This window comes from Curtobacterium sp. NPDC098951 (genome assembly GCF_044759965.1).
Lineage (GTDB): Bacteria > Actinomycetota > Actinomycetes > Actinomycetales > Microbacteriaceae > Curtobacterium.
In genome coordinates this window covers 12,370-36,654 of sequence record NZ_JBIWAG010000007.1, presented here as the reverse complement: position 1 = coordinate 36,654, position 24,285 = coordinate 12,370, and the positions used below count along the sequence as shown (strand labels likewise).

Annotated in this window: 20 protein-coding genes; 15 read left to right on the top strand and 5 right to left on the bottom strand. The window is 70.8% G+C overall.

Annotated features, from left to right (window positions below; genetic code table 11):
* Positions 1–381: 381 nt before the first annotated feature.
* The 8 genes from ACIQUC_RS16395 to ACIQUC_RS16360 all read left to right on the top strand — a co-directional run bounded on the left by ACIQUC_RS16395 (position 382) and on the right by ACIQUC_RS16360 (position 12,187).
* Positions 382–1,707, top strand: a complete 1,326-nt coding sequence (locus ACIQUC_RS16395) for an ABC transporter substrate-binding protein (protein ID WP_402269070.1) — start codon at positions 382–384, stop codon at positions 1,705–1,707.
* Between the two features lie 80 nt (positions 1,708–1,787).
* A complete protein-coding gene (locus tag ACIQUC_RS16390; protein ID WP_083857841.1) occupies positions 1,788–2,642 on the top strand; it encodes a carbohydrate ABC transporter permease in 855 nt (284 codons plus the stop codon).
* 5 nt (positions 2,643–2,647) lie between these two features.
* Entirely contained in the window at positions 2,648–3,532 is an 885-nt protein-coding gene (locus tag ACIQUC_RS16385) for a carbohydrate ABC transporter permease (protein WP_402269304.1), read from the top strand.
* A gap of 117 nt (positions 3,533–3,649) precedes the next feature.
* Positions 3,650–5,938: a family 78 glycoside hydrolase catalytic domain gene (locus tag ACIQUC_RS16380; protein WP_402269068.1), complete on the top strand. Its 2,289-nt coding sequence runs from the start codon at positions 3,650–3,652 to the stop codon at positions 5,936–5,938.
* A 181-nt stretch (positions 5,939–6,119) separates the two neighbouring features.
* A complete protein-coding gene (gene rhaI, locus ACIQUC_RS16375; protein WP_402269066.1) occupies positions 6,120–7,292 on the top strand; it encodes an L-rhamnose isomerase in 1,173 nt (390 codons plus the stop codon).
* Between the two features lie 5 nt (positions 7,293–7,297).
* Positions 7,298–9,385, top strand: a complete 2,088-nt coding sequence (locus ACIQUC_RS16370) for a bifunctional aldolase/short-chain dehydrogenase (RefSeq protein WP_402269064.1) — start codon at positions 7,298–7,300, stop codon at positions 9,383–9,385.
* A gap of 4 nt (positions 9,386–9,389) precedes the next feature.
* The gene (locus ACIQUC_RS16365) at positions 9,390–10,865 is read left to right on the top strand and encodes a rhamnulokinase family protein (protein WP_402269062.1); all 1,476 of its coding nucleotides are present in this window, start codon (positions 9,390–9,392) and stop codon (positions 10,863–10,865) included.
* Between the two features lie 128 nt (positions 10,866–10,993).
* Complete coding sequence (locus ACIQUC_RS16360; protein WP_402269302.1) at positions 10,994–12,187, top strand: alpha-hydroxy-acid oxidizing protein; 1,194 nt, start codon at positions 10,994–10,996, stop codon at positions 12,185–12,187.
* Positions 12,188–12,325: 138 nt separating this feature from the next.
* On the opposite strand, the gene ACIQUC_RS16355 is transcribed toward ACIQUC_RS16360, so the two are convergent.
* On the bottom strand, positions 12,326–12,859 hold the full coding sequence (locus ACIQUC_RS16355) for a hypothetical protein (protein WP_402269060.1): 534 nt from the start codon (positions 12,857–12,859) through the stop codon (positions 12,326–12,328).
* An 83-nt stretch (positions 12,860–12,942) separates the two neighbouring features.
* Here ACIQUC_RS16355 and ACIQUC_RS16350 point away from each other — a divergent pair, with 83 nt between their 5' ends.
* Complete coding sequence (locus tag ACIQUC_RS16350) at positions 12,943–13,356, top strand: hypothetical protein (protein WP_402269058.1); 414 nt, start codon at positions 12,943–12,945, stop codon at positions 13,354–13,356.
* A gap of 66 nt (positions 13,357–13,422) precedes the next feature.
* On the opposite strand, the gene ACIQUC_RS16345 is transcribed toward ACIQUC_RS16350, so the two are convergent.
* From ACIQUC_RS16345 to ACIQUC_RS16335, 3 genes are read right to left on the bottom strand one after another with little or no spacing between them, the layout of a single operon-like run.
* Positions 13,423–14,211 carry a hypothetical protein gene (locus ACIQUC_RS16345; protein WP_402269056.1) on the bottom strand — a complete coding sequence of 263 codons (789 nt, stop codon included), beginning with the start codon at positions 14,209–14,211 and terminating at the stop codon, positions 13,423–13,425.
* Positions 14,201–14,740 carry an RNA polymerase sigma factor gene (locus tag ACIQUC_RS16340; protein WP_402269054.1) on the bottom strand — a complete coding sequence of 180 codons (540 nt, stop codon included), beginning with the start codon at positions 14,738–14,740 and terminating at the stop codon, positions 14,201–14,203. The genes ACIQUC_RS16345 and ACIQUC_RS16340 overlap by 11 nt, the downstream gene beginning before the upstream one ends.
* Positions 14,741–14,783: 43 nt before the next feature.
* Entirely contained in the window at positions 14,784–15,959 is a 1,176-nt protein-coding gene (locus tag ACIQUC_RS16335; protein ID WP_402269052.1) for an ROK family protein, read from the bottom strand.
* A gap of 133 nt (positions 15,960–16,092) precedes the next feature.
* Here ACIQUC_RS16335 and ACIQUC_RS16330 point away from each other — a divergent pair, with 133 nt between their 5' ends.
* The 6 genes from ACIQUC_RS16330 to ACIQUC_RS16305 all read left to right on the top strand — a co-directional run bounded on the left by ACIQUC_RS16330 (position 16,093) and on the right by ACIQUC_RS16305 (position 23,389).
* On the top strand, positions 16,093–17,391 hold the full coding sequence (locus tag ACIQUC_RS16330; RefSeq protein WP_402269050.1) for an ABC transporter substrate-binding protein: 1,299 nt from the start codon (positions 16,093–16,095) through the stop codon (positions 17,389–17,391).
* A 10-nt stretch (positions 17,392–17,401) separates the two neighbouring features.
* The gene (locus ACIQUC_RS16325; protein ID WP_402269048.1) at positions 17,402–18,361 is read left to right on the top strand and encodes a carbohydrate ABC transporter permease; all 960 of its coding nucleotides are present in this window, start codon (positions 17,402–17,404) and stop codon (positions 18,359–18,361) included.
* Positions 18,361–19,266 (top strand): carbohydrate ABC transporter permease, encoded by a 906-nt coding sequence (locus ACIQUC_RS16320; RefSeq protein WP_022905243.1) that lies wholly within the window; start codon positions 18,361–18,363, stop codon positions 19,264–19,266. The genes ACIQUC_RS16325 and ACIQUC_RS16320 overlap by 1 nt, the downstream gene beginning before the upstream one ends.
* 62 nt (positions 19,267–19,328) lie before the next feature.
* A complete protein-coding gene (locus tag ACIQUC_RS16315; protein ID WP_402269045.1) occupies positions 19,329–20,999 on the top strand; it encodes a glycoside hydrolase family 13 protein in 1,671 nt (556 codons plus the stop codon).
* A 219-nt stretch (positions 21,000–21,218) separates the two neighbouring features.
* Positions 21,219–22,166, top strand: a complete 948-nt coding sequence (locus tag ACIQUC_RS16310) for an ABC transporter ATP-binding protein (RefSeq protein ID WP_402269043.1) — start codon at positions 21,219–21,221, stop codon at positions 22,164–22,166.
* Positions 22,163–23,389, top strand: coding sequence for an ABC transporter permease (locus tag ACIQUC_RS16305; protein ID WP_402269041.1), 1,227 nt, complete (start codon positions 22,163–22,165; stop codon positions 23,387–23,389). Before ACIQUC_RS16310 ends, ACIQUC_RS16305 begins: the two co-directional genes overlap by 4 nt.
* Before the next feature lie 72 nt (positions 23,390–23,461).
* On the opposite strand, the gene ACIQUC_RS16300 is transcribed toward ACIQUC_RS16305, so the two are convergent.
* On the bottom strand, positions 23,462–24,157 hold the full coding sequence (locus tag ACIQUC_RS16300; protein ID WP_148286804.1) for a TetR family transcriptional regulator C-terminal domain-containing protein: 696 nt from the start codon (positions 24,155–24,157) through the stop codon (positions 23,462–23,464).
* Positions 24,158–24,285: the final 128 nt, after the last annotated feature.

Genomic DNA, 24,285 nt, shown 5'->3' with positions numbered 1-24,285 from the left:
CGCGCCGGCGACCCCGTGAAGTGTCGGCCAGCGCGAAACCTCGCGAGCCCCGCCCCTGGGCGGCCCCGGCACCCCGAGTCTCGCGTGGGCGGACACCCTCGCGGGTCCGCAGCCGCGAAACAGTCCGCGGAGCCGAGTCTCGCGCCACCACCCCGCCCGCGCGCCCGCCCACCGGGGCCGGGCCGCGCCTCCTGGCCATCGCACCGGGCGCGGGGCACGTCCGTGCGTAACGAAACCGAATCGGTGATTGACACGCTTCAATCCGCATGGTTCCATTCCGATTGAAACGTTCTAAACAGCACCACCGGAAGCCGCACCGGCGCGGCGACCGGCACCGTTTCACCCGGGGTACCCCGCCCCGGCCTTACGAGGAGGTAAGGAATGTCAGCTCGTTCCCTGACCACCAGGTTGCTCGCCATCGGCGGCGCCACGGTCCTCATCGGCAGCCTGGCCGCCTGTTCGTCCGGCGGCTCGGCCGACACCGGCAACAGCGGCGGCAAGGTGCAGATCAGCTACCTGGTCGACAACTCCACCGCCACCGCGGTGACCACCAAGGCACTCGTGTCGGCATTCGAGAAGGCCAACCCGGACATCACCGTCAAGGTGGACACGAAGCCGCAGGGCACCGACGGCGACAACCTGGTCAAGACCCAGCTGTCGACCGGCGAGATGGACGACGTCTTCAACTACAACTCCGGCTCGCTGCTGCAGGCCCTGAACCCCGACAACACCCTCGTCGACCTGTCGAAGGAGAGCTGGGCGAAGGACGTCGACAAGCAGTTCGTCAAGGTGGTGAGCACCGACAAGGGCATGTACGGCGCCCCGTTCGGCACGAGCTTCGGCGGCGCCGTGATGTACAACAAGAAGGTCTACGAGGACCTCGGCCTGAGCGTCCCCACCACCTGGGACGAGTTCATCAGCAACAGCGAGAAGATCAAGGACGCCGGCAAGGTCGCCCCGATCATCCAGACCTACGGCGACACCTGGACGAGCCAGCTCTTCGTGCTCGGCGACTTCGCGAACATCACCGCGCAGCAGAGCAACTGGGCGACGCAGTACACGAAGAACAAGGAGTCCTACGCCAAGGAGCCGGCCCTCGCGGGCTTCGAGCACCTGGCCGAGGTACAGGACAAGGGCCTGGTCAACAAGGACTTCGCCTCCGCCACCCAGGCGAACGGTCTGAAGATGCTCGCCGAGGGCACCGGGGCGCAGTACCCGATGCTCACCAACGCCATCTCGACGCTGCAGCAGGACAACCCGGACGCCGTCGACGACATCGGCGCCTTCGCCCTCCCCGCGCAGAACGCCGACGACACGAACCTCACCATCTGGGAGCCGAACGGCCTCTACATCCCCAAGACGACCACGGGCGACAAGCTCGCGGCCGCGAAGAAGTTCGTCGCCTTCGCGAACTCGTCCGAGGGCTGCAAGGTGCAGAACGACACCGGCACCCCCGGTGGCCCGTACGTGATCTCCACCTGCACCCTGCCGAGCTCGGTGCCGCCGATGCTGAGCGACCTGCAGAAGTACATCGACGACGGCAAGGCCACGCCGGCGCTCGAGTTCCTCTCGCCGATCAAGGGCCCGAACCTCGAGAAGATCTGCGTGCAGGTCGGCTCCGGGATCTCCAGCGCGGCCGTCGGTGCGAAGCAGTACGACCAGGACGTCGTGCAGCAGGCGCAGCAGCTCGGACTGAAGGGCTGGTGACCGGCGTGACCGCGACGCTCACGACGGCGGTCGCCCCGCCCGAGACCACGAAGGCGGGCCCCGGACCGGCACGCCGACGCATGCGCTCGTTCTACCCGGCGTGGTTCTTCATCCCGGCGATCGCGCTGTACGTCGTGTTCTTCGCGGTCCCGACCTTCGCGGGGTTCTACTTCTCGCTCACCCGCTGGACGCTGTTCGACCAGACCTTCATCGGCTTCGACAACTTCGTCCGGTTCTTCCAGGACCCGCAGCTCGTCTCCGGGTTCGTGCACACGTTCGAGTACGGGTTCGTGACGAGCGCGGCGAAGGTGGTCCTCGGACTCGCCCTCGCCCTGCTCCTCACGAGCCCGGTGCTCGGGCGCGGCTACCTCCGAGCGGTGGTGTTCTTCCCCGTGCTGGTGTCGACCATCGGCATCGGCATCACGTTCAAGGCGCTGATGGACCCCTTCCACGGCATCATCAACGGCGCGCTCGGCGCGGTCGGCCTCCCCACCCCCGGGTGGCTGACCGACCCGGCCCTCGCCCTCTGGAGCGTCGCCGCGGTGGACGTCTGGAAGGGCGTCGGCATCGCCACGCTCATCTTCATCGCGGGCATCGTGGCGATCCCGCAGGAGTACTTCGAGGCCGCCCGGGTCGACGGCGCGAGCTCGTGGTCGATCTTCCGGAACATCACGCTGCCGCTGTCGCGTCCGGCGATGGGGACGGTCATCATCCTGTCGCTCATCGGCGGCCTGCGGTCGTTCGACCTCATCTGGGCGATGACCGGCGGCGGCCCCGGGTTCACGAGCGACGTCATCGCGAGTGTGATCTACAAGCAGTACCAGGCCGGGTTCTACGGGTTGTCGACCGCGGGCAACGTCGTGTTGTTCGTCGTCGTGACCGCGATCATGGTGCCCATCTCGTGGCTGCTCAACCGCAAGGAGGCGGACCTGTGACCGCGATCACCACCAGCCGGCGCACCGGCTCCGCACCGACCCCCGTCGCCCGCCGACGGAACCGCCAGACGACCCGCAAGTGGGTCATCGGCATCATCGCGATCGTCGTCAGCTTCGTCGTGTTCCTCGTGCCGTTCGTCTTCGTCTTCCTGCAGGCCGCGAAGAGCCCGGCCGAGGCGAACCAGCTCGGCTTCACGCTGCCGACCCAGTGGCAGCTGTGGCAGAACCTGCAGGCCGTGTTCGCCACCGGGGAGAGCGGGATCGTCCGGGCGTTCCTGAACAGTGCCGTCCTCACCGTCGGCAGCGTCGTCATCATGGTGGTCTTCTCCGCCATGGTCGGCTACGTGCTGCAGCGTCGTCCGAGCAGGTGGAACGGCGTGATCAGCTTCTTCGTGCTCGCCGGCCTCATCGTCCCGCCCGCGATCGTCCCGACGATCTGGGTCCTGCAGGGACTCAACCTGTTCAAGACGATGGGCGGGATGATCCTCATCGAGGCGACCTTCGGCCTGTCGTTCTGCATCCTGCTCTTCCGGGCCTTCGTCGCGACGATCCCGAAGGAGCTCGACGAGGCCGCGGTGCTCGACGGCGCCGGTCCGATCCGCCTGTTCTTCGGGGTCGTCCTGCCGCTGCTCAAGCCCGTCATCATCACGGTCGTGCTCGTGCAGTCGGTGGCCGTGTTCAACGACTTCGCCAACCCGCTGTACTTCCTGCCCGGCTCCGAGAACGCCACGGTGCAGCAGACCCTGTACGCGTTCCAGAGCCAGTCGGTCAGTCAGCTGAACCTGCTCTTCACGGACGTGCTGCTCATCACGATCCCGCCGCTGATCCTCTACGTCTTCTTCAACCGTCAGATCGTCGCCGGCATGACCAGCGGCGCCGTCAAGGGCTGACGCCCACCGGCCTGGAGGCGCGACCCGCCTCCGCCACCCCGCCCACCCGGGCGGGGTGGCCGGACCCCAGACCCCGCACCGGTCGACGACGACCGGTCGCGTGAAAGGACACACCACATGACCGACTGGACCGCACCGTTCATCGCGAGCGACGCCGACCTCGCCGGCGCGCCGATCCTGCGCCGTGAGTTCACCCTCGACGACGGCCACGGTGCCGTGACGAGCGCGGCGCTCGACGTCAGCGCCCTCGGCGTCGTCGAGGCGTGGCTCGGCGGGCAGCGCGTCTCCGACCACCTGCTCGAACCGGGGTGGACGAGCTACGAGTGGCGCGTCCGCGTCGTCTCGCACGACGTCACCGCGCACCTCACCGGCACCGAGCCCGGCGGCGCCACCGTCCTCGCGCTCGTGCTCGGCAAGGGCTGGGCCGCCGGACGCCTCGCGTGGGGCGGGGGCGGCGGCTGGTACGCCGACGAGGTCGCCGGGTTCGCCGAACTCCGCCTCACCTTCGCCGACGGCCACGAGCAGCGCGTCGCGACCGACACCGACTGGCAGGCGCTGTCGAGTGCGATCACGGCCGACCAGCTCTACGACGGCGAGGACGTCGACGCCCGGATCGACGACACCGCGTGGAAGCACCCCGGGGCGCCCGAGCACGCCAGCGGGGTGCACACCGTGGACCTCCGGGAGCGCGAACTCGTCGCGGACACCGTGCCGCCCGTGCGTCCGCTCGCCGAGATCGCCCCGGTCGAGGTCTGGACGAGCCCCGCCGGCGCCACGCTGGTCGACTTCGGCGTGAACCTGGTCGGCTGGGTCCGGGTGACCGCGTCCGGCCCGGCGGGGACGGTCCTGACCCTGCAGCACGCCGAGGTCCTCGAGCACGACGAGCTCGGCACGCGCCCCCTGCGCACCGCGAAGGCCACCGACCACTTCACCCTCAGCGGGGACGGCGAGGAGGTCTTCGAGCCGCGCTTCACGTTCCACGGCTTCCGCTACGCCCAGGTCGACGGGTGGCCCGGCACGCTCGACGAACTCCGGACCGCCCTCACCGCGGTGCAGGTCGGGTCGGACCTCCCCCGCACCGGCACGTTCGCGTCGAGCCACGAGCTGCTGAACACCTTCCACGACAACGTGGTGCGCGGCATGCAGGGGAACTTCCTCAGCGTGCCGACGGACTGCCCGCAGCGCGACGAACGCCTCGGGTGGACCGGCGACATCGCTGCGTTCGCCCCGACGGCGTCGTACCTGTTCGACACGAGGGCCTTCCTCGGCGACTGGCTCCGGGACGTGTGGCTCGAGCAGCAGCACGCCGACGGCGTCATCCCGTTCGTCGTCCCGGACGTGCTGAAGTACTCCCCCGCCGAGGACTTCGGCACGCCCGACGCCACCGCCGTCTGGTCGGACGCCGGGGTGTGGGTGCCGTGGACGCTCTACCAGGCGTACGGCGACACCGCGGTGCTCGAGGAGCAGTTCCCGTCCATGGCCGCACACCTCCGGCGGATCCGCGACCACCTCTCCCCCGAGGACCTGTGGGACACCGTGTTCCAGTTCGGCGACTGGCTGGACCCGGACGCCCCGCCGGAGGACCCCGCGGCGGCGAAGGCCGACAAGGGCGTCGTCGCGACGATCTGCGCCTACCGGTCCGCCACCATCGCGGCGGACGCGGCCGAGCTGTTGGGCGGCCACGAGGCGGAAGCGAGCGAGTTCCGGGAACTCGCGTCGCGCCTCCAGGTCGGCTTCCGGACCCACTACCTGCAGGACGACGGTCGGATCCTGTCCGACTGCACGACCGTCTACACGCTGGCGATCGTCTTCGGGATCCTGACCGAACAGGAGCGGGCCACGGCCGGCGACCGTCTGTCTGCGCTCGTCGAGCAGTCCGGCTACCGGATCTCGACGGGCTTCGCCGGGACCCCGTTCATCACGGACGCGCTGACGCAGACCGGACACGTCGACGACGCGTACCGGCTGCTCCTGCAGACCGAGTGCCCCTCGTGGCTGTACCCGGTGACGATGGGCGCGACGACGGTGTGGGAGCGGTGGGACTCGATGCTGCCGGACGGCACCATCAACCCGGGGCAGATGACCTCGTTCAACCACTACGCCCTGGGTGCCGTGGCCGACTGGATGCACCGGGTGGTGGGCGGGCTCGCGCCGCTCGAGCCCGGCTACGCGTCGGTGCTCGTCGCGCCGCAGCCGGGCGGTGGCCTGACGTGGGCGTCGACCTCGCTCGACACGGTGCACGGGCACGTCGCGGTGCGGTGGGAGCTCGTCGACGGGGAGCTCCTCGTGCGGGTGACGGTGCCGGAGGGCGTCACGGCCGTGGTCCGGTTGCCCGGCGTCGAAGACCAGCGGGTCTCGGCGGGCACGCACGAGCTGCGGGCGCCCGCTGCCGTGCCGGCCGCGTAGTGATGGGCACGGGGCGCGGCGGTCCCGCTCCGCCCCGTGCCGAACCACGTTCCCGACGTCGAACCAGCCGCACCGGCCGGTTCGATGTCGGAATCGTGGTTCGTCGCTCACCGCGGCTTGCGCGAACCCCGCGCAGGCCGTACCGTATGAAACGATTCAATCAGCCACGAGGAAGTGCACGATGACATCGACCCCGACCTTCACCGGCATCGCCGACCAGCTCGCGCGCCAGGCGATCGAGCTGCCCAGCTGGGCGTTCGGCAACTCCGGCACCCGCTTCAAGGTGTTCGGGACGCCGGGCACCCCGCGCGACCCCTACGAGAAGATCGCCGACGCCGCCCAGGTCCACCGGTACACCGGTCTCGCGCCGACCGTCGCACTCCACATCCCGTGGGACCTCGTCGACGACTTCGCCGACCTGAAGCGCCACGCTGAGGAGCACGGCGTCGCCCTCGGCACCGTCAACTCGAACACGTTCCAGGACGACGACTACAAGTTCGGCGCCCTGACCCACGTCGACGAGACGATCCGGCAGAAGGCGATCGACCACCACCTGCGCTGCATCGACGTGATGGACGCCACCGGCAGCCGCGACCTGAAGATCTGGCTCGCCGAGGGCTCGAACTACCCCGGGCAGGAGGACATGCGCAGTCGGCAGGACCGCCTGCACGAGAGCCTGTCGACGATCTACGACCGGCTCGGTCCGGACCAGCGCCTCGTCCTCGAGTACAAGTTCTTCGAGCCGTCGTTCTACCACACGGACGTCCCGGACTGGGGCACGAGCTACGTGCAGACGGCGGCGCTCGGCGACAAGGCGATGGTCTGCCTCGACACCGGGCACCACGCCCCCGGCACGAACATCGAGTTCATCGTCATGCAGCTGCTCCGGCTCGGGAAGCTCGGATCGTTCGACTTCAACTCGCGCTTCTACGCCGACGACGACCTCATCGTCGGTGCGGCGGACCCGTTCCAGCTGTTCCGCATCCTGGTCGAGGTCATCCGCGGCGGCGGGTACGACAACCCGGACGTGGCGTTCATGCTCGACCAGTGCCACAACATCGAGGACAAGATCCCCGGGCAGATCCGCTCCGTGCTCAACGTGCAGGAGATGACGGCCCGGGCGCTGCTGCTCGACCGCGTCGCGCTCACCGCCGCACAGGAAGCGCACGACGTCCTCGGCGCGAACGAGGTCTTCATGGACGCGTACCAGACCGACGTCCGGGCGGACCTCGCCGCGTGGCGCGAATCCCGTGGCCTGCCGGCGAACCCGATGCGCGCCTACCTCGACTCCGGCTACCAGCGGCAGATCGCCGAGGACCGGGTCGGCGGCGTGCAGGCCGGCTGGGGCGCGTAGACACCATGACAAGCACAGGACTGGAGGCACGGGTGGACCCCGCACCGCACGCCACGTCCGCAGACGAGACGGTCACGGCGCTCATCGCGCGGTCGAACGCGCTCGGCTCGGATCCACGGATCACGAACTACGCCGGCGGCAACACCTCCGCCAAGGGCACCGACACCGACCCGGTGACGGGCGAACCGGTGGAGCTGCTGTGGGTGAAGGGCTCCGGGGGCGACCTCGGCACCCTCACCCCGGCGGGCCTCGCGGTCCTCCGGGTCGACCGGGTCCGCGCGTTGCGGAACGTCTACCCCGGCGTCGACCGCGAGGACGAGATGGTCGCGGCGTTCGACCACACCCTGTTCGGCAAGGGCGGTGCCGCACCGTCGATCGACACCGCGATGCACGCACTCGTCGACGCCGCGCACGTGGACCACCTCCACCCCGACGCCGGCATCGCGATCGCGACCGCTGCGGACGGCCCGGCGCTGACCGAGCGGATCTTCGGCGACAGGGTCGTGTGGGTGCCGTGGCGCCGGCCGGGGTTCCAGCTCGGACTCGACATCGCGGCGATCCAGGAGCAGCACCCCGAGGCGATCGGCACGATCCTCGGCGGCCACGGCATCACCGCCTGGGGTTCCTCGTCCGGAGAAGCCGAAGCGAACTCCCGCTGGATCATCGACACCGCGGAGGCGTTCATCCGCGAGCACGGCCGGGACCAGCCCTTCGGCCCCGTCCGTCCGGGCTTCGACGCGCTGCCCGAGTCCGACCGCCGCGTCCGGGCGGCCGCCCTCGCCCCGACGATCCGCGGCATCGCCGGGCACGACAAGCCCGTCGTCGGCAGCTTCACCGACAGTGACGTCGTGCTCGACTTCCTCGCGTCGTCGCGGGCACCCGAGCTCGCAGCCCTCGGGACGAGCTGCCCGGACCACTTCCTCCGCACCAAGGTCAAGCCGCTCATCCTCGACCTGCCCGCCACGGCCACGGTCGAGGAGCAGACCGCTCGCCTGCACGAACTCCACGAGCAGTACCGCGCGGACTACCAGGCGTACTACGACCGGCACGCCACCCCGGACAGCCCCGCGATCCGCGGCGCCGACCCGCTCATCGTGCTCGTGCCCGGCGTCGGCATGTTCTCGTACGGCAAGGACGCCCAGACCGCCCGGGTCGCCGGCGAGTTCTACGTCAACGCCATCAACGTCATGCGCGGCGCGGAGTCCCTCAGCTCCTACGCCCCGATCGACGAGGCCGAGAAGTTCCGCATCGAGTACTGGGCACTCGAGGAGGCCAAGCTGCAGCGCATGCCCGCCCCCGCGAAGCTGAGCACCCGGATCGCGCTCGTGACCGGTGCCGCGAGCGGCATCGGCAAGGCCATCGCGAAGCGCCTGGCGGCCGAGGGCGCGGCGGTCGTGATCGCGGACCTCGACCTGACGAAGGCCCAGGAAGCGGCCGCCGAGATCGGTGGCCCGGACCAGGCCATCGGCGTCGCGGCGAACGTGACGAGCTCCGCGGACATCGAGCGGGCGATCCAGCAGACCCTCCTGCACTTCGGCGGCCTCGACCTCGTCGTCAACAACGCCGGACTCTCGCTGAGCAAGAGTCTGCTCGAGACCACCGAGCAGGACTGGGACCTGCAGCACGACGTCATGGCGAAGGGATCGTTCCTGGTGTCCAAGGCGGCCGCGAAGGTCCTCATCGAGCAGGGCCTCGGCGGCGACATCGTGTACATCTCGTCGAAGAACTCGGTGTTCGCCGGGCCGAACAACATCGCCTACTCCGCCACCAAGGCCGACCAGGCGCACCAGGTCCGGCTGCTCGCGGCCGAGCTCGGCGAGCACGGCATCCGCGTCAACGGCATCAACCCCGACGGCGTCGTCCGCGGCTCGGGCATCTTCGCGTCGGGCTGGGGTGCGAACCGCGCGAAGACGTACGGCATCGACGAGCAGGACCTCGGGAAGTTCTACGCGCAGCGCACGATCCTGAAGCGCGAGGTCGTGCCCGAGAACGTCGCGAACGCCGTCTACGCCATCTGCACCGACGACTTCTCGCACACGACCGGACTGCACGTGCCCGTCGACGCCGGCGTCGCCGCGGCGTTCCTGAGGTAGTCACATGACGAACAGCGGCACCGTCGCCGCGGTCGACCTCGGGGCGACGAGCGGCCGGGTGATCCTCGGGCACGTCGACACCACCGGCGTCCGGATGGAGCACGTCGCCCGGTTCCCGAACGGTCCCGTCACCCTGCACGAGCACGACCGCGAGGCCCTGCACTGGGACGTCGTCGAGCTGTACCGGCAGGTGACCGAGGGACTCCGGCGGGCGTTCACCGCGCACCCGGCGATCGCGAGCATCGGCATCGACTCGTGGGCGGTGGACTACGGCCTCCTGCGCGGCGGTCGGCTGCTCGGGCTGCCGTCCCACTACCGCGACGCACGGCACGAGCAGGGCGTCGCACCGGTGCACGAGCGGCTGGACGCCACCGCGCTGTACGCCCGGAACGGCCTGCAGCACCTGCCGTTCAACACCCTCTTCCAGTTCGCCGCCGACCCGTCCCTGCGCCTCGCGCAGCGCGCGCTGCTCGTGCCGGACCTCCTCGGGTACTGGCTGACCGGCGTCGAGGCGGCCGAGCGGACGAACGCCTCGACGACCGGTGTCCTGAACGCGACCACCCGTGGGTGGGATCCGGCGTTGCGGGCAGCAGCGGGCCTCCCGAGCGGGCTCCTACCCACGCTGCGCGACCCGGGCGACCGACTCGGTCCGCTGCTACCCGCCGTCGCCGACGCTGTCGGCGGCACCGCGCCGGTCACGCTCGTCGGGTCCCACGACACGGCCTCGGCCGTCGTGGCCGTACCCGCCACGGATCCGGAATTCGCGTACATCTCGTCCGGCACCTGGTCGCTCGTCGGCGTCGAGCTCGACGCGCCCGTCCTGTCGGACGCGGCGCGCGAGGCCAACTGCACCAACGAGGGCGGCGTCGACGGCCGCGTCCGGTTCCTGAAGAACGTGTCCGGACTGTGGTTGCTCTCCGAGAGCGTGCGCACCTGGGAGCGGGGTGGCGACGCCGTCGACCTGGAGGCGCTCCTCGCCGCCGCCGCGGCCGTCACCGCTCCGGTCCCCGTCTTCAACGTCGCGGACGACGTCTTCACCGCGCCGGGCGACATGCCGGCACGGATCGCCGCCTGGTGCGGCGACCACGGGCTCGCCGCGCCCGCGTCGCGGGCCGAGACCGTGCGGTCGATCCTCGAGTCCCTGGCCACCGCGTACGCGGACACGCTCGACACGATCCGCAGCATCACCGGAAAAGACATCCGACAGGTGCACATCGTCGGCGGTGGATCGCAGAACCGGTTGCTCTGCCAGCTGACGGCCGACCGCACCGGGCTCCCGGTCCTGGCGGGCCCCGTCGAGGCCACCGCCCTCGGCAACGTCCTCGTCCAGGCGCGGGCGGTCGGGCTCGGCGGTCTCGGTGGGGCGTCGCTCGAGGCCCTGCGCGCGATGGTCGCCCGATCCGTCGACCCGGTGCGGTACTCCCCGCGATCCGCGCACACCACCCCACAATCCCCTCCGAGACGTAGGATGTCTGTATGACCTCGATCGACGACCAGCACCGAGTCGACCCCGCGACGGGCGCCCCCGCGGCGACCCCGGGGACGCCGTCGAACCGGCGGACACCGATCAAGCGCCAGCTGCCGACGGTGCGCGACCTCGCGCCGCTCATGCAGTTCAAGAAGCCCTCGCTGCCGGGGCGGCGGCAGCGCCTCGAGTCGGCGTTGACGATCTGGGACCTGCGCGACATCGCCGCCCGGCGCACGCCGAAGGCCGCGTTCGACTACACCGAGGGCGCCGCCGAGGCCGAGATCTCCCTCGCCCGCGCCCGCCAGGCGTTCGAGGACATCGAGTTCACCCCGGCGATCCTGCGCGACGTGTCACGGGTCTCCACGACGCGGGACGTGCTCGGCGCGCCCACCGCGTACCCGTTCGGCATCGCCCCGACCGGCTTCACCCGGATGATGCAGACCGAGGGCGAGCGTGCCGGGGCGCGGGCCGCGGGCCGCGCGGGCATCCCGTTCTCGCTCTCGACGATGGGCACCACCGCGATCGAGGACGTCCGCGACGCGAACCCGCACGGGCGGAACTGGTTCCAGCTCTACATGTGGAAGGACCGCGAGAAGTCCATGGCGCTGGTCTCCCGCGCCGAGAAGGCCGGGTTCGACACGCTGCTCGTCACGGTCGACGTCCCGGTCGCCGGGGCCCGCCTGCGGGACAAGCGCAACGGGTTCTCCATCCCGCCGCAGCTGAGCGCCCGCACCGTGCTGAACGCGATCCCCCGGCCGTGGTGGTGGTTCGACTTCCTGACCACGGAGCCTCTCGCGTTCGCGTCCCTGGACCGCTGGTCGGGCACCGTCGGGGAGCTGCTCGACCACATGTTCGACCCGACCGTCACGTACGAGGACCTCGAGTGGATCCGGTCGCAGTGGAAGGGCAAGGTCGTCGTCAAGGGCGTGCAGTCCCTGGCGGACGCGAAGCGCCTGGCGTCGATGGGCGTCGACGGGATCACGCTGTCCAACCACGGCGGCCGGCAGCTCGACCGCGCGCCCGTCCCGTTCCACCTGCTCCCCTCCGTGGTCAAGGAGGTCGGCATGGACACCGAGGTGCACCTCGACACGGGCATCATGTCCGGCGCGGACATCGTCGCCGCCGTGGCCCTCGGGGCGCGGTTCACGATGGTCGGGCGGGCGTACCTGTACGGCCTGATGGCCGGCGGTGAGGCCGGCGTCGACCGGATGATCCAGATCCTGTCCGAGCAGATCGAGCGCACGATGCGGCTGCTCGGGGTGGCGTCGCTCGACGAACTCGAACCGGGCCACGTGACGCAGTTGCAGCGGTTGACGCCGGTACCGAGGGCCTGACCGGCGCGGCGGTTACGCCGGCGGTCCGTCCGACGTGGCCGACGTGGACGTCGAACCACGAATCCGACGTCGAACCAGGCACCGCCGCTGGTTCGACGTCGGATTCGTGGTTCGGCGCGGACGATGCGGCGGCGCGGGTCAGCGGGGGTCGTGCGGGCGGCGGCGCACGACCAGGGTGCCGATGCCCTGGACGACGAAGTACGCGCCACTCCCCACGAGGACGACCGTCCTGATGACCGCGATGACCGACACGCTGCCCAGCACGAGCGCCCCCACGGCGAGCGCGATGAAGATCCCGCCCATCACGATCAAGACGACCGGGTTCGGGGCGACGAAGAACCGTCGGCCGCCGTTCGCGTCGGCGATCGCACGGTCGCGCGCACGGGCGACGGCGCCGGGCGCACGGCCTTCGCTTCGGTCGCGTCGGCGCTGCCGGGCTCGGAGCAGGAGCCAGACCGTGACGCCGACCGCGATCGCGCCCGCCCACACGACCCAGTCGGGCGCTCGGAAGAAGCCGAGCACCCAGGACGTGACGAGGCCGACGCCCGCGCCGACCGCCGCAGCAGTCGTGACCAGGTCGGTCCGGCCGTCGATGGCGGTCACGTAGCCCGGGCGCCGGGCGTACGGGTCGTGCTCCGGCTCGGTCAGTTCCACTGGTCGTTCGTTCCCCACGCCCCGACCGTACCGAGATCGTGACCCGACGGACCGCTCGGAGGTGATGGAATGCCGACATGCGGTGGGGACAGGGTCGTGCGGTGACGGGGATGGTCGTGGTGCTGCTGGCCGGCGGGGTGCTCTCGGGATGCGGCGCGCAGGACGGGGCCGCCGCATCCTGCGCCGGGACCTCGATCGACCTCGGCGACTCGGACCTGCGCCCCGGCGGCACGGTCGACCTGCACGTCGACTGGCTCTACCGCGACTGCGAGGACACCGGTGGCACGTTCCGCGCGTCCGACGACGTCACGGTGACCATCACGCCCGCGTCGACCGGCGCCCCGGTGCCGCTCGGACGTCCGACCCCGACGGGCGAGCAGTTCACGGTCGCCGGGCGCTTCGACCTACCCGACGACCTGCCGGTCGGCGACGCCGTCCTCGACGTGAGCAGCCACGACGGCGAGGGGTCCGGCGCGAGCCTGCCGGTGACGATCAGCGCGGTCGACGCCGGCTGACCGGCCGGCGCCCGAGCGGATGCCGGCGGTCCTCGACGCCGTCAGCACCGCCCGGCCGTCCCGGTCTCACCGCCACGTCTGTCGGACCAGCACGTCGAGCAGCCCGTCGGTCGGCGTGTTGGTCTGCGTCACCGAGATCCACGTGTCCCCCCGGACGAAGAACGTGTGGGTGGTCTCCAATCGGTCGCCGTAGTGGTCAGACGACTCGCTGTGCTGACAGGCCCGCCCACCGAGCCGGTCGGTGCACGTCCAACCCGCCTGTTCGTCCGCCCTGAGCCGTTCGCCGAGGGTCGCCTCGGAGGTCGAGCCCATCGCGAGGAAGAGGTTGTCGACCTCCTCCGTGCTCCCGGTCGCGGACCACCGGCAGACGAGGGTGGCGTCGGCGACGAACGGTTCCTCGGGGTCGACCCAGTAGGGCGGAGCGGTCTCGCCCGGCGCGACGGGTCGGATCTGCTCGGCCTGGAGCGACCCGAACAACCGCGCGGCGTCGCGCGCCGGGACCGCCGCCGCGCACGAACCCGGGATCGATGCCGCACCGCCCGCGGACGCCGGTGCGGAGGGCTCCGTGGTCGGCCGGATGGGAGCCGACGACGCGGTCCGGTCCGGCGGCGGCACGGCTGCCGGACCCGAGGCGCTCGGAGCCGGCGGCGCGGCGATCGGACTCGGGATCATCCCGAGCGCGACCGCTCCACTGGCGGTGCCGACACCGAGCAGCGCCAGGACGGCGACGGCGATCCCGACACGCTTGCGGACGGACGCACGACGGGGTTCGGCGTCGAGGTGGGCGACGAAACGCTCGCGCATCCCGACGATCATCTGCTGCAGGTCGTCTCCGACCGGGGGTTCAGAGCTCATCGTGCGTCACCGCCTTCCTGATCCGGGCCCGCGATCGCGCGACCCGCTGTCGGACCGCTCCGACGCTCAGCCCGAGCGCGATCGCGGCTTCGGCGTACGAACGGCCGTCGATGAGGCACAGCTCGCACACCTGTCGGTCGATCGGCGACAGTGCGTCGATCTCCGCCCTGACCCAGCGCAGCCGGTCACGGGCGTCGTCGTCCTCCACCGGAGCCGGCAGGTCGTCCGGCAGGTCGTCGCCCTGGTGCCGCCGGTGACTGCGGCGGAGGTTCGCCGCGTGGTTCCGGCTCACCACGAGCAACCACGGCAGGATCGACTCGTCGGGGAGCTCGACGGTGCCCGCCCGTCGCCAGAGCGTCACGAACGTGTCCTGGACGACCTCCTCGACGTCCTGGCGCGACGGGACGAGCGCCCAGGCGTACCGGGTCACCGTCGCCACGTAGCGGTCGAAGAGCGCGACGCCCGCTGCCCGGTCGCCGTTCCCCGCTGCCCGGACCAGTGCGGCGTCCGGTTCTCGTGATCGGTCCATGACCACCCCCTTCACCCCAGCAGTGTCCGGACCGGTCCGATCGTCACAGCACGGCGGCTGCCGGGCGTGTCGTGAGCGCGAACGACAGCGGCGCCGCCCGGACCGCGTCGACTGCGTGCGCCACCGCACCGATCACCACGACGTCGGCGCCGAGCGTCGACGCGACGATCTCCGGGACGGGGTCGAACCCCGCGCCGTCGAGCCAGACGCGTGCCCGCTCGATGACGGCGGCGGCGGGTTCGGCGATGGCGCCGGCCACGACGACGCGGTCGATGTCGAGCAGGCTCACGAGCAGGACGCAGACCCGCGCCAGCCGGTCCCCCAGGCGGTCGACGATGTCGAGGGCGACGGGGTCGCCGGCCCGTGCCGCGCGGAAGAGGACAGCGGGATCGGCGTCCGCCGTGAGGGGGCTGTCCGCCGGGACCGCACCCGCGGCGAACGCCTCGGCGACGAGTCGACGTGCGGTGGCGCCGATGCCGTCGGACGAGCCGACGCCATCGACGAGGTCGAGCACGCGCATCTCCCCCGCGCCACCGTGGGCACCGCGGAGCAGGACGCCGTCGACGACGAGCCCGCTGCCGAACCGCTCGCCGGAGAGCAGCGCCGCGAACGAGGCGTCGCCCGAGGACGGCCGTTCGGCGAGCGCGGCGAGGTTCGCGTCGTTCTCGACCACGACCAGGTGCCCCGGGACGGCATCGGCGAAGCCCGGGTTCATCCGGTCCCAGAACCCGCCGTCGCCGGGGGACGCACCGCCGGCGTCGACGGGCGCGGGGATGCCGACGACCGAGACGAGGACCCGGTCGTGGTCGACCCGGGCGTCGAGGAGCGCGGCGGCGACGGTCTCACCCACGACCCCGAGCCGGACCGGCACGTCGAGACCGGAGTCGCCGAGGGTCCCTTCGGCGCGACCGAGCACCGTGCCGCGCACGTCGGCCACGAGCACGGTGACGCGGTGCTGCCCGGCGTCGATCCCGAGCACGACGCCGGCGGTGGTGTCGAGCTCGTACCGACGGGCCGGCCGGCCGATGCGGTACTCCCCCGCGGCGCGGGCGTCGTCGAGCTCGCGGACCCAGCCGAGGCGGACGAGTTCCTCGCACGCGGCCAGGACGGTGGAGCGGGTCAGCCCGGTGGCGTCGATCGCCTCGGTCGCGGTGAACGCCCGCACCGAGAAGGCGTACGCGAGCAGCGTCTCTGCGCTCGTTCCACGGGGCGGCGGCATGTCCGCACACTACCGCGGAAACAGTTCCTTGCGGAATTAGATTTTCTCGCTAGATTAAGTCGTGCGGGCGGCACCGGAGCCGGACCGCGAACCGGAACGGCAGGGACGCCGGGTCCGGACGGACGGAGACGACGTGCAGACACACGCCACCACCAGGAACGCCGCCGCGCTCAGCCGCCGCGGGTTCCTGCTCGGGGCGGGCGGCATCGGTGCGGGCCTGGCCCTCGCCGGCTGTGCCCCGCTCGGTTCCTCGAGCAGCCGCCCCGAGACGATCACCTTCTACGTGTCGAAGCCCGAGGTCATCGGCTACTTCGACGAGGTCATCGCCAAGTTCCACGACAGCCAGTCGAAGATCCGCGTCATCCGCGACTCGACGTCGAACATGTCCGCCAACTTCGTCCGGAACCGACCGCCGGACCTCGGCTGCCTGAACTACAACTACGCGATGGTCTCGTTCGTCGAGCACGGCGCCCTCTCGGACCTGTCGGACCTGCCGGAGAAGGACACGATCAACCCCGACCTGTGGCCGCTCATGAAGCAGACCGCGGACTACCCGGGTCGGACGAGCGTGCTGCCGTACTCGGTGACCGCGGCGTCGGTGATCTACAACAAGCAGATCTTCGCCGACCAGGGCATCGACGTGCCGACCACGTGGAGCGAGTTCCGCGACGTCTGCGAACGGCTCACCAAGGCCGGCATCACGCCGATGTACGGCACGTACAAGGACAACTGGACGATCGCCCAGGGCATGTTCGACTACTCGGTGGGCGGGATGCTCGACCTGCAGCAGACCTTCGCGGCACTCGACCGCGAGGGCACGAAGGTCGGCTCGGGTTCGAGCGTCTCGTTCGAGAAGGACTTCGCCGCACCGGTCGACCGCATGGTGGACCTCCTGCAGTGGCACCAGCAGGGCGCGGCGAGCCGCGGGTACGGCGACGGCAACCTCGCGTTCGCGCAGGGGAAGGCCGCGATGTACCTGCAGGGGCCGTGGGCGCTCGGCGAGATCGCGAAGTCGAACAAGGACATCGAGCTCGGCACGTTCCCGTTCCCGGCGACCGACGACGCCGCCGACAACAAGGTGCGCGTGAACGTCGACCTGGGCCTCTGGATCCCGGAGGCGTCCCGCAAGAAGGAGGCGGCGCGCGAGTTCCTGTCGTTCCTGATGAGCCCCGCCGTGAGTGACGAGTACAACGCCGACAACAACGGTTTCGGCGTCCGGAAGGACTCGCCGCCGGCGTCGAACCCGGCGCTCCGCGGCATGCAGGACTCGTACGACCAGGCGAACTTCTACCTGGGTGCCTCGCAGCTGATCCCCGCAGAGATCCCGGTGGCGAACTACCTGCAGTCCATCGCCTTCGGCGGTGCCCCCGCTCCCCAACTCCGCACCCTCGACGGCGACTGGGCGCGTCTCGCGCTCCGCACGGCCGCGTAAGGAGACGACCTTGGCCACCACGACCACAGAATCCGTCACGACGGCGGGCAGCCGCCGACGGGGCGGTGCCGCACCGCGCCTCCAGGCCGGACGAGGCGCCGGGCGCACGAAGCGCAGCCGGACCGACCCGCTCTTCCTCGTCTTCCTGATCCCCACCCTCCTGCTCTTCACGCTGGCGATCACGCTCCCCGCCGTGATGGGCATCGTGCTGAGCTTCACCGACTCCGTCGGGTTCGGTGACTTCCGGTTCATCGGCCTGACGAACTACGTCGCCGTGTTCAGCGACCCGGCGATCCTGCAGGCGTACCTGTTCACGATCGGGTTCTCGCTCGTCACGGTCCTCGTCGTGAACGCGGTCGCGTTCCTGCTCGCGATCGCCCTGACCTCGAAGATCCGCGGCAAGATCGCGCTCCGCGCCGTCTTCGTCCTGCCCATGGTGATCTCGGGCATCGTCATCGCCTACGTGTTCTCGTTCCTGTTCGCGAACAGCCTGCCGGCGCTCGCGACCACGCTCGGTTTCGCCCCGCTCGAACAGAGCATCCTCGCGAACCCGGACCTGGCCTGGGTCGCGGTCGTCGTCGTGACCGCGTGGCAGGCGATCCCGTCGACGCTCCTCATCTACATCGCCGGGGTGCTCTCGATCCCGGCCGAGGTGTACGAGGCGTCTGCCCTCGACGGCGCGAGCGCCTGGCGGCAGCTCGTGTCGATCACGGCGCCGCTCACCGCGGGCTACATCCTCATCAACCTCGTCATCGGGTTCAAGAACTTCCTGAACTCGTACGACATCATCGTCGGCCTCACCGACGGCGGCCCCGGCACCTCGACCACCAGCGTCGCGATGTCGATCTTCAAGGGCTTCAACGGCGGCGACTACGCCTACCAGATGGCGAACGCGACGATCTTCTTCGTCATCGCGGTGGTCATCGCCGTGATCCAGCTGCGGGCGACCCGCGGGAAGGCAGCGCTCTGATGACCATCCAGGCACCCCTCCAGCCGGGGACCACCGCCACCGGCACGATCCGCTCCGTCGACGCCGACCGGAACGCCGGCCGCCGCGGCGAGCGCTTCAACTGGCCCGTCACGGTCGTCCTCGTCCTCTGCGCCCTGTCCGTGCTCGTGCCGCTCTACGTGACGATCACGATGGCCTTCAAGACGACGAGCCAGGCGGTCGACGGCAACGCGTTCTCGCTGCCGGCGCCGTTCAGCGTCGACGGCTTCGTGCAGGCCTGGGAGCTCACCGACTTCCCGCGGGCGTTCGGCGTCTCCGTCCTCATCGCCGCGATCACGGTCGTCGGCACGATCCTGCTGGCGTCGTTCACGGCGTACGCGATCGCACGGAACTGGGAGCGCCGGCTGTTCCGCTGGTCGTTCTTCTACCTGCTCGCCGCGATGTTCCTGCCGTTCCCGGTGCTCGCCCTGTCGCAGGTGAAGCTCACCGGCCTGGCCCACCTGGACAACCCGATCGGCGTCGCGATCCTGCACGTCATGTTCCAGCTGTCGTTCAGCGTGCTGCTGTTCACCGCGTTCCTCCGCTCGATCCCCGCGGAGCTCGAGGAGAGCGCCAGGATCGACGGCGCGAGCACCGGCCAGGTGTTCTGGCGGCTCGTGTTCCCGTTGCTGGCACCGATGAGCGCCACGGTCGGCATCTTCGCGTTCCTCGCGTCCTGGAACGACTTCGTGATGCCGTCGCTGATCACCTCGAACCCGGCGCTGCAGACGCTCCCGGTGCTCCAGCAGATGTTCCAGACGCAGTTCAGCAACAACTACAACGTGTCGTTCGCCTCGTACCTCATGGCGATGGCCCCGGCGATCATCGTCTACCTGTTCACGCAGCGCTGGGTGATGGCCGGGGTCACCCAGGGAGCCATCAAGTGACGAGCCCCGCCACGCACGCGCCCGCAGCCGCGCCCACACCGACCCGAGAGGACCCCCACCCCATGACCGACGTGCTCGAACCAGGAGTCCGGCCCGCACCGACCGCCACCGACGAGACCTGGTGGCGCCAGGCGAGCGTCTACCAGATCTACCCGCGGTCGTTCGCCGACGCGAACGGCGACGGCATCGGCGACCTCCCCGGCATCACCGCGAAGGTGCCGTACCTGGCGTCGCTCGGCATCGAGGCCGTCTGGCTCAGCCCGTTCTACCCGTCCGCCCTCGCCGACGGCGGCTACGACGTCGACGACTACCGCGACGTCGACCCGCGGCTCGGCACGCTCGACGACTTCGACGCGATGGTCGCGGCGCTGCACGGCGCCGGCATCCGGGTCATCGTCGACGTGGTGCCGAACCACACGAGCGACCGGCACGCGTGGTTCCGTGAGGCGCTGGCGTCCCCGAAGGGCAGCCCGGCACGCGACCGCTACGTGTTCCGCGACGGCACCGGACCGTCCGGAGAACAGGCCCCCGCGGACTGGGTGTCGATCTTCGGCGGCCCGGCGTGGACCGCGGTCGGCGACGGCCAGTGGTACCTGCACAACTTCGCGAAGGAGCAGCCCGACCTGAACTGGGCGAACCGCGAGGTCCGCGACGACTTCCTGCACACCCTGCGCTTCTGGTCCGACCGCGGCGTCGACGGGTTCCGCATCGACGTGGCGCACGGGCTCGCGAAGGACCTGCCGGACGGGGAACTCCCCAGCTGGGCCGAGGTCCTCGCGTCCCCGAAGGACGGCTCGCACATCCTGTGGGACCGCGACGACGTGCACGAGATCTACGCCGAGTGGCGGAAGGTCTTCGACGAGTACACGCCCGCACGGACCGCGGTCGCCGAGGCATGGGTCGCCGCCGATCGCCGCGCCCGGTACGCCAGCGCCGAGGGGCTCGGGCAGGCGTTCAACTTCGACCTGCTCGAGGCCGACTTCGACGCCGGCCAGTTCCGCAGCATCATCGAGTTCAACCTCGGTCTCGCCGAGCAGTCCGGCTCGTCGACCACGTGGGTCTTCTCGAACCACGACGTCGTCCGGCACGCCACCCGCTACGCGCTCCCCGCTCGCAACGGTGCGGAGGAGAAGCAGGGCTCGGCGTGGCTGCTCGCCGGCGGTTCGCAGGACGCGCTCGACCGCGCGCTCGGCCTGCGCCGTGCCACCGCGGCGACACTCCTCGAGCTCGCGCTGCCCGGTTCGGCGTACCTGTACCAGGGCGAGGAGCTCGGGCTGCAGGAGGTCGGCGACATCCCCGACGCCGACCGCCAGGACCCCGCGTTCTTCCGGAACCCGGGCGTCGACGTGGGCCGTGACGGCTGCCGCGTGCCCCTGCCGTGGACCCGCTCGGGTGAGAGCTTCGGCTTCGGTGCGGGTGGGTCGCACCTGCCGCAGCCGGCCTGGTTCGGCGAGGTGTCGGTCGAGGCGGAGGACGCCGACCCGGACTCGACGCTGCATCTCTACCGGAAGGCGCTCGGCCTGCGTGGGCAGCTGCAGTCCGAGGAGCACCTCGAGTGGCTCGAGACCGGCCGCGACGACGTCCTCGCGTTCCGTCGCCCGAACGGGTGGACGAGCGTGACGGTGTTCGGCGACGAGCCCTACGACCTCCCTGCCGGCGAGCTGCTGCTCGCCTCCGCGCCGGTGGCAGACGGCGCACTGTCGGGTGTGGGGACGGCCTGGTTGCGTTCCTGACGGAACCAGGTGACGGACGGGAGGCGCGGTGCGGTCAGGCACCGCGCCTCCAGTCCGTCGGCCGGTCGCGACAGCGTTCGTCGTCCGGCAGCCCGCCGGGCGGTCTCAGGCGTACCTGGCGGAATCGGGCGTACCTGGTCGTCTTGTTCGACCAGGTACGCCCGTTTCCGCATCCCATCGCGACTGTTCTGGGAAGGAACGACCGGTAGGGTCGGCCGCATGAGCGGGGCGACCATCAGCGTGCGGGACTTCGTGATGCGGTTCGGGGACCGGAACGTGGTCGACGGCCTGTCGTTCGACATCGCCCCCGGTGAGACCTTCGGCCTGCTCGGCAGCAACGGCTCCGGCAAGACCACCACCATCCGCGCCCTGCTCGGCATCACCGCGCCGACCGCCGGCACGCTGACGATCGACGGCGAGCCCTACCGGCCTGCGACCGGCGGGATCGGCTACCTGCCCGAGGAACGCGGGCTCTACCGCAAGGAGTCCGTCATCGACGTGATGACGTACTTCGGGCGGCTCCGCGGCCTGCGCGGCCCGGAGGCGACCGCGTGGAGCATGGACTACCTCGCCCGCGTCGGGCTGGCCGACCGCGCGAAGCTCCGCGTCGACAAGCTCTCCGGCGGGCAGCAGCAGAAGGTGCAGCTCGGCATCACGATCATGGACCGGCCGCGGCTGCTCATCCTCGACGAGCCGACCAAGGGCCTCGACCCGGTGAACCGCCGGCTGCTCCTCGACCTCGTCGACGAGCGGAAGGCCGACGGCGCGACGGTCGTCCTCGTGACCCACCACATGGACGAGGTCGAACGGCTCTGCGATCGCATCCTCCTCCTGAAGGACGGCACCGCGGCGGCGTACGGCACCATCCCGGACGTGCAGGACGCATTCGGCGGCGCGGTCGCCCGGGTGGGACTCGACGGCCCCGTCCCGCCGTCGCCGCTCTACCGGCTCGCCCGGCACGAGGGGCACATCGCCTACCTCGTGCCGACCCCCGCTGCGGCGGCCGACGGCTCGGACGTGCTCGCGTCGCTCGTCTCGGCCGGCGTGCACGTCACCGGGTTCGAGATGCGCCGCATCCCGCTCGACGAGATCTTCGTCCAGGTGTACGGCCACGACGCGGGCTCCGATGCCGCTGCCGAGGCCGCGCGGGCCGGAGCGGCCGCGTGAGCCGCCTGGGGACCGTGATCCGGTTCGAGTTCGTCCGTGCGGTGAAGAAGCCCGCATTCTGGATCGGCACGCTCGCGCTGCCGGTGGTCATCGTCGTCGTCTCCCTGCTCGTCGGGGTCGGGCAGAGCGCCGGCACCGACTCGGTCGTGTCGAGTTCGTCCGCCACGAAGACGCCGTTCCGGTACGTCGACGAGTCGGGGCTCGTGTCCGAGCGCGTGGCGGCGCGGTGGGGCGGATCGCCCTCGACCGACCCCGCTGCTGACCGGGCCGCGGTGCGCGCGGGCTCCCTCGACGCGTTCATCACCTTCCCGGCGTCCCCGTCGACCTCGCCGATCCGTGTCGAGGGCGCCGACCGCGGGCTCTTCGGCAACGGCGGGTACTCGTCGCTGGCCGAGCGGGTGCTCGAGCAGAGCGTCGCCCAGGCCGTCGACGACCCGGAGTCCGTCGAGCTCCTGCGCAACCCACCGGCCACCGACCTGACGACCTACGCCGACGGTGCGGTCGCCCCCGGGTGGTTGTCGATCGTGCCGCCGTTCCTCTACGTCGCGGCGTTCTTCGGACTCGTCATCCTGCTCGCGACCCGCATGGTGACGGTGGTGGTCGAGGAGAAGGAGAACCGCATCTCCGAGATGATCCTGACCACCGTGACCGCCGGGGACCTCATCCGCGGCAAGGTCATCGCGATGCTGCTCGTCGGGTTTGTCCAGGTGGGGGTCTTCGTGGTCCCGGGGTTGATCGGGCTGCTCGTCGCGCTCCCCCTCGTGGCGTCACGGCTCGGCGGACTGGCGATCGACCCCTGGCGGATGGCGGTCGGTGCGCTGCTCCTGGTCGGCGGGGTCCTGCTCGCCTCGGCCCTCTTCGTCGTCGTCGGCGCTGCGGTGCCGTCGATCAAGGACGCCTCGGCGCTGCAGTCGGTGGCGATCTTCTCGCTGATCATCCCGCTCTACGCGGCGTTCTTCGTGATGACGACGCCGACGTCGCCGGTCGCGTCGTTCTTCACGTACTTCCCGACGTTCACGCCGATCACCGCGATGGTCCGGAACGCGGTCGGCTCGCTCACCGTCGCCGAGTCGGTGGTCTGCATCGTCGAGGTGTTCGTGGTCGCGGCGGTGCTGCTGTGGTTCGCCGAGTACCTGTTCCGGCACTCGGTCGCCCAGTACGGGTCGAAGGTGACGCTCCGGCAGATCGCATCGTGGCGGCGACGGGGCCGACCGGCACGCTGAGCACCGGCGGCGGGAGGCCACCGGAGCCGCTCAGGCGGACGACGGGACGGCTCAGGCCGACGACGGGACGGCTCAGGCCGACGTCTGGGCGACTCGGGCCGACGACGAGAGCACGGTCACGGCCGGCCGCATGGGAACGACCGTCGCCTGCGAGTCCTCGAGGTCCCACGCGGGGACCTCACGCTCCTGCCATCCGCGGCGCAGCGTCCGGACCGCTCGGTCGTACTCGACGAGGACGTCGATGTACGGGCGGACGAGCATCTGGATCTGCAGCCCCTGGTAGAGCGCCACGAGCTGGGTGGCCGCCTGGTCCGCCGGGATCGCCGACTGCTCGACGTCGGCGTCGAAGTCGCGCTGGAGTCCGGCCGCGAGCTGGGCGACGTAGTCGTCGTAGCGCTTGCGGAAGAGTTCGGCGAAGCCCGTCTCGGCCCCGGCGATGTTGACGACACCTGCGAGGACGCGGACGAGCCCCGGATCCGCGACGTCCTCGGCCAGGGTCATGCGGACGTACTCGATGGTGCACCGGGGCGCGCAGCTGCGTCGGGTGCCGCGGAGCTGGACCCAGCGGTCGTACGTCACGAGGAGCAGGGCGTCCCAGGTCGGGAACACGCGCTCGACGGCGTCGAGCGGGAGCCGGGCGGTCTCGGCGACGACCGCGGCGTCGACCTGGTCGAACGGGTGGAGCCGGTAGGCGCGGATGGCGCCACGGACGATCCGCTCGGCGAGCGACTGTTCGTCCTCGAGAGCCGCCACGTGAAGTTCTGTCATTCAGCCATCCCAGCGGAATCCCGAACAGGTGTCTGCAACCCGTGCGGGGGGCGTCGCGCAATCCGGACACGGCCGGACGCGGCCGGACACGGCCGGACACGGCCGGACACGGCCGGACGCGGCCGGAC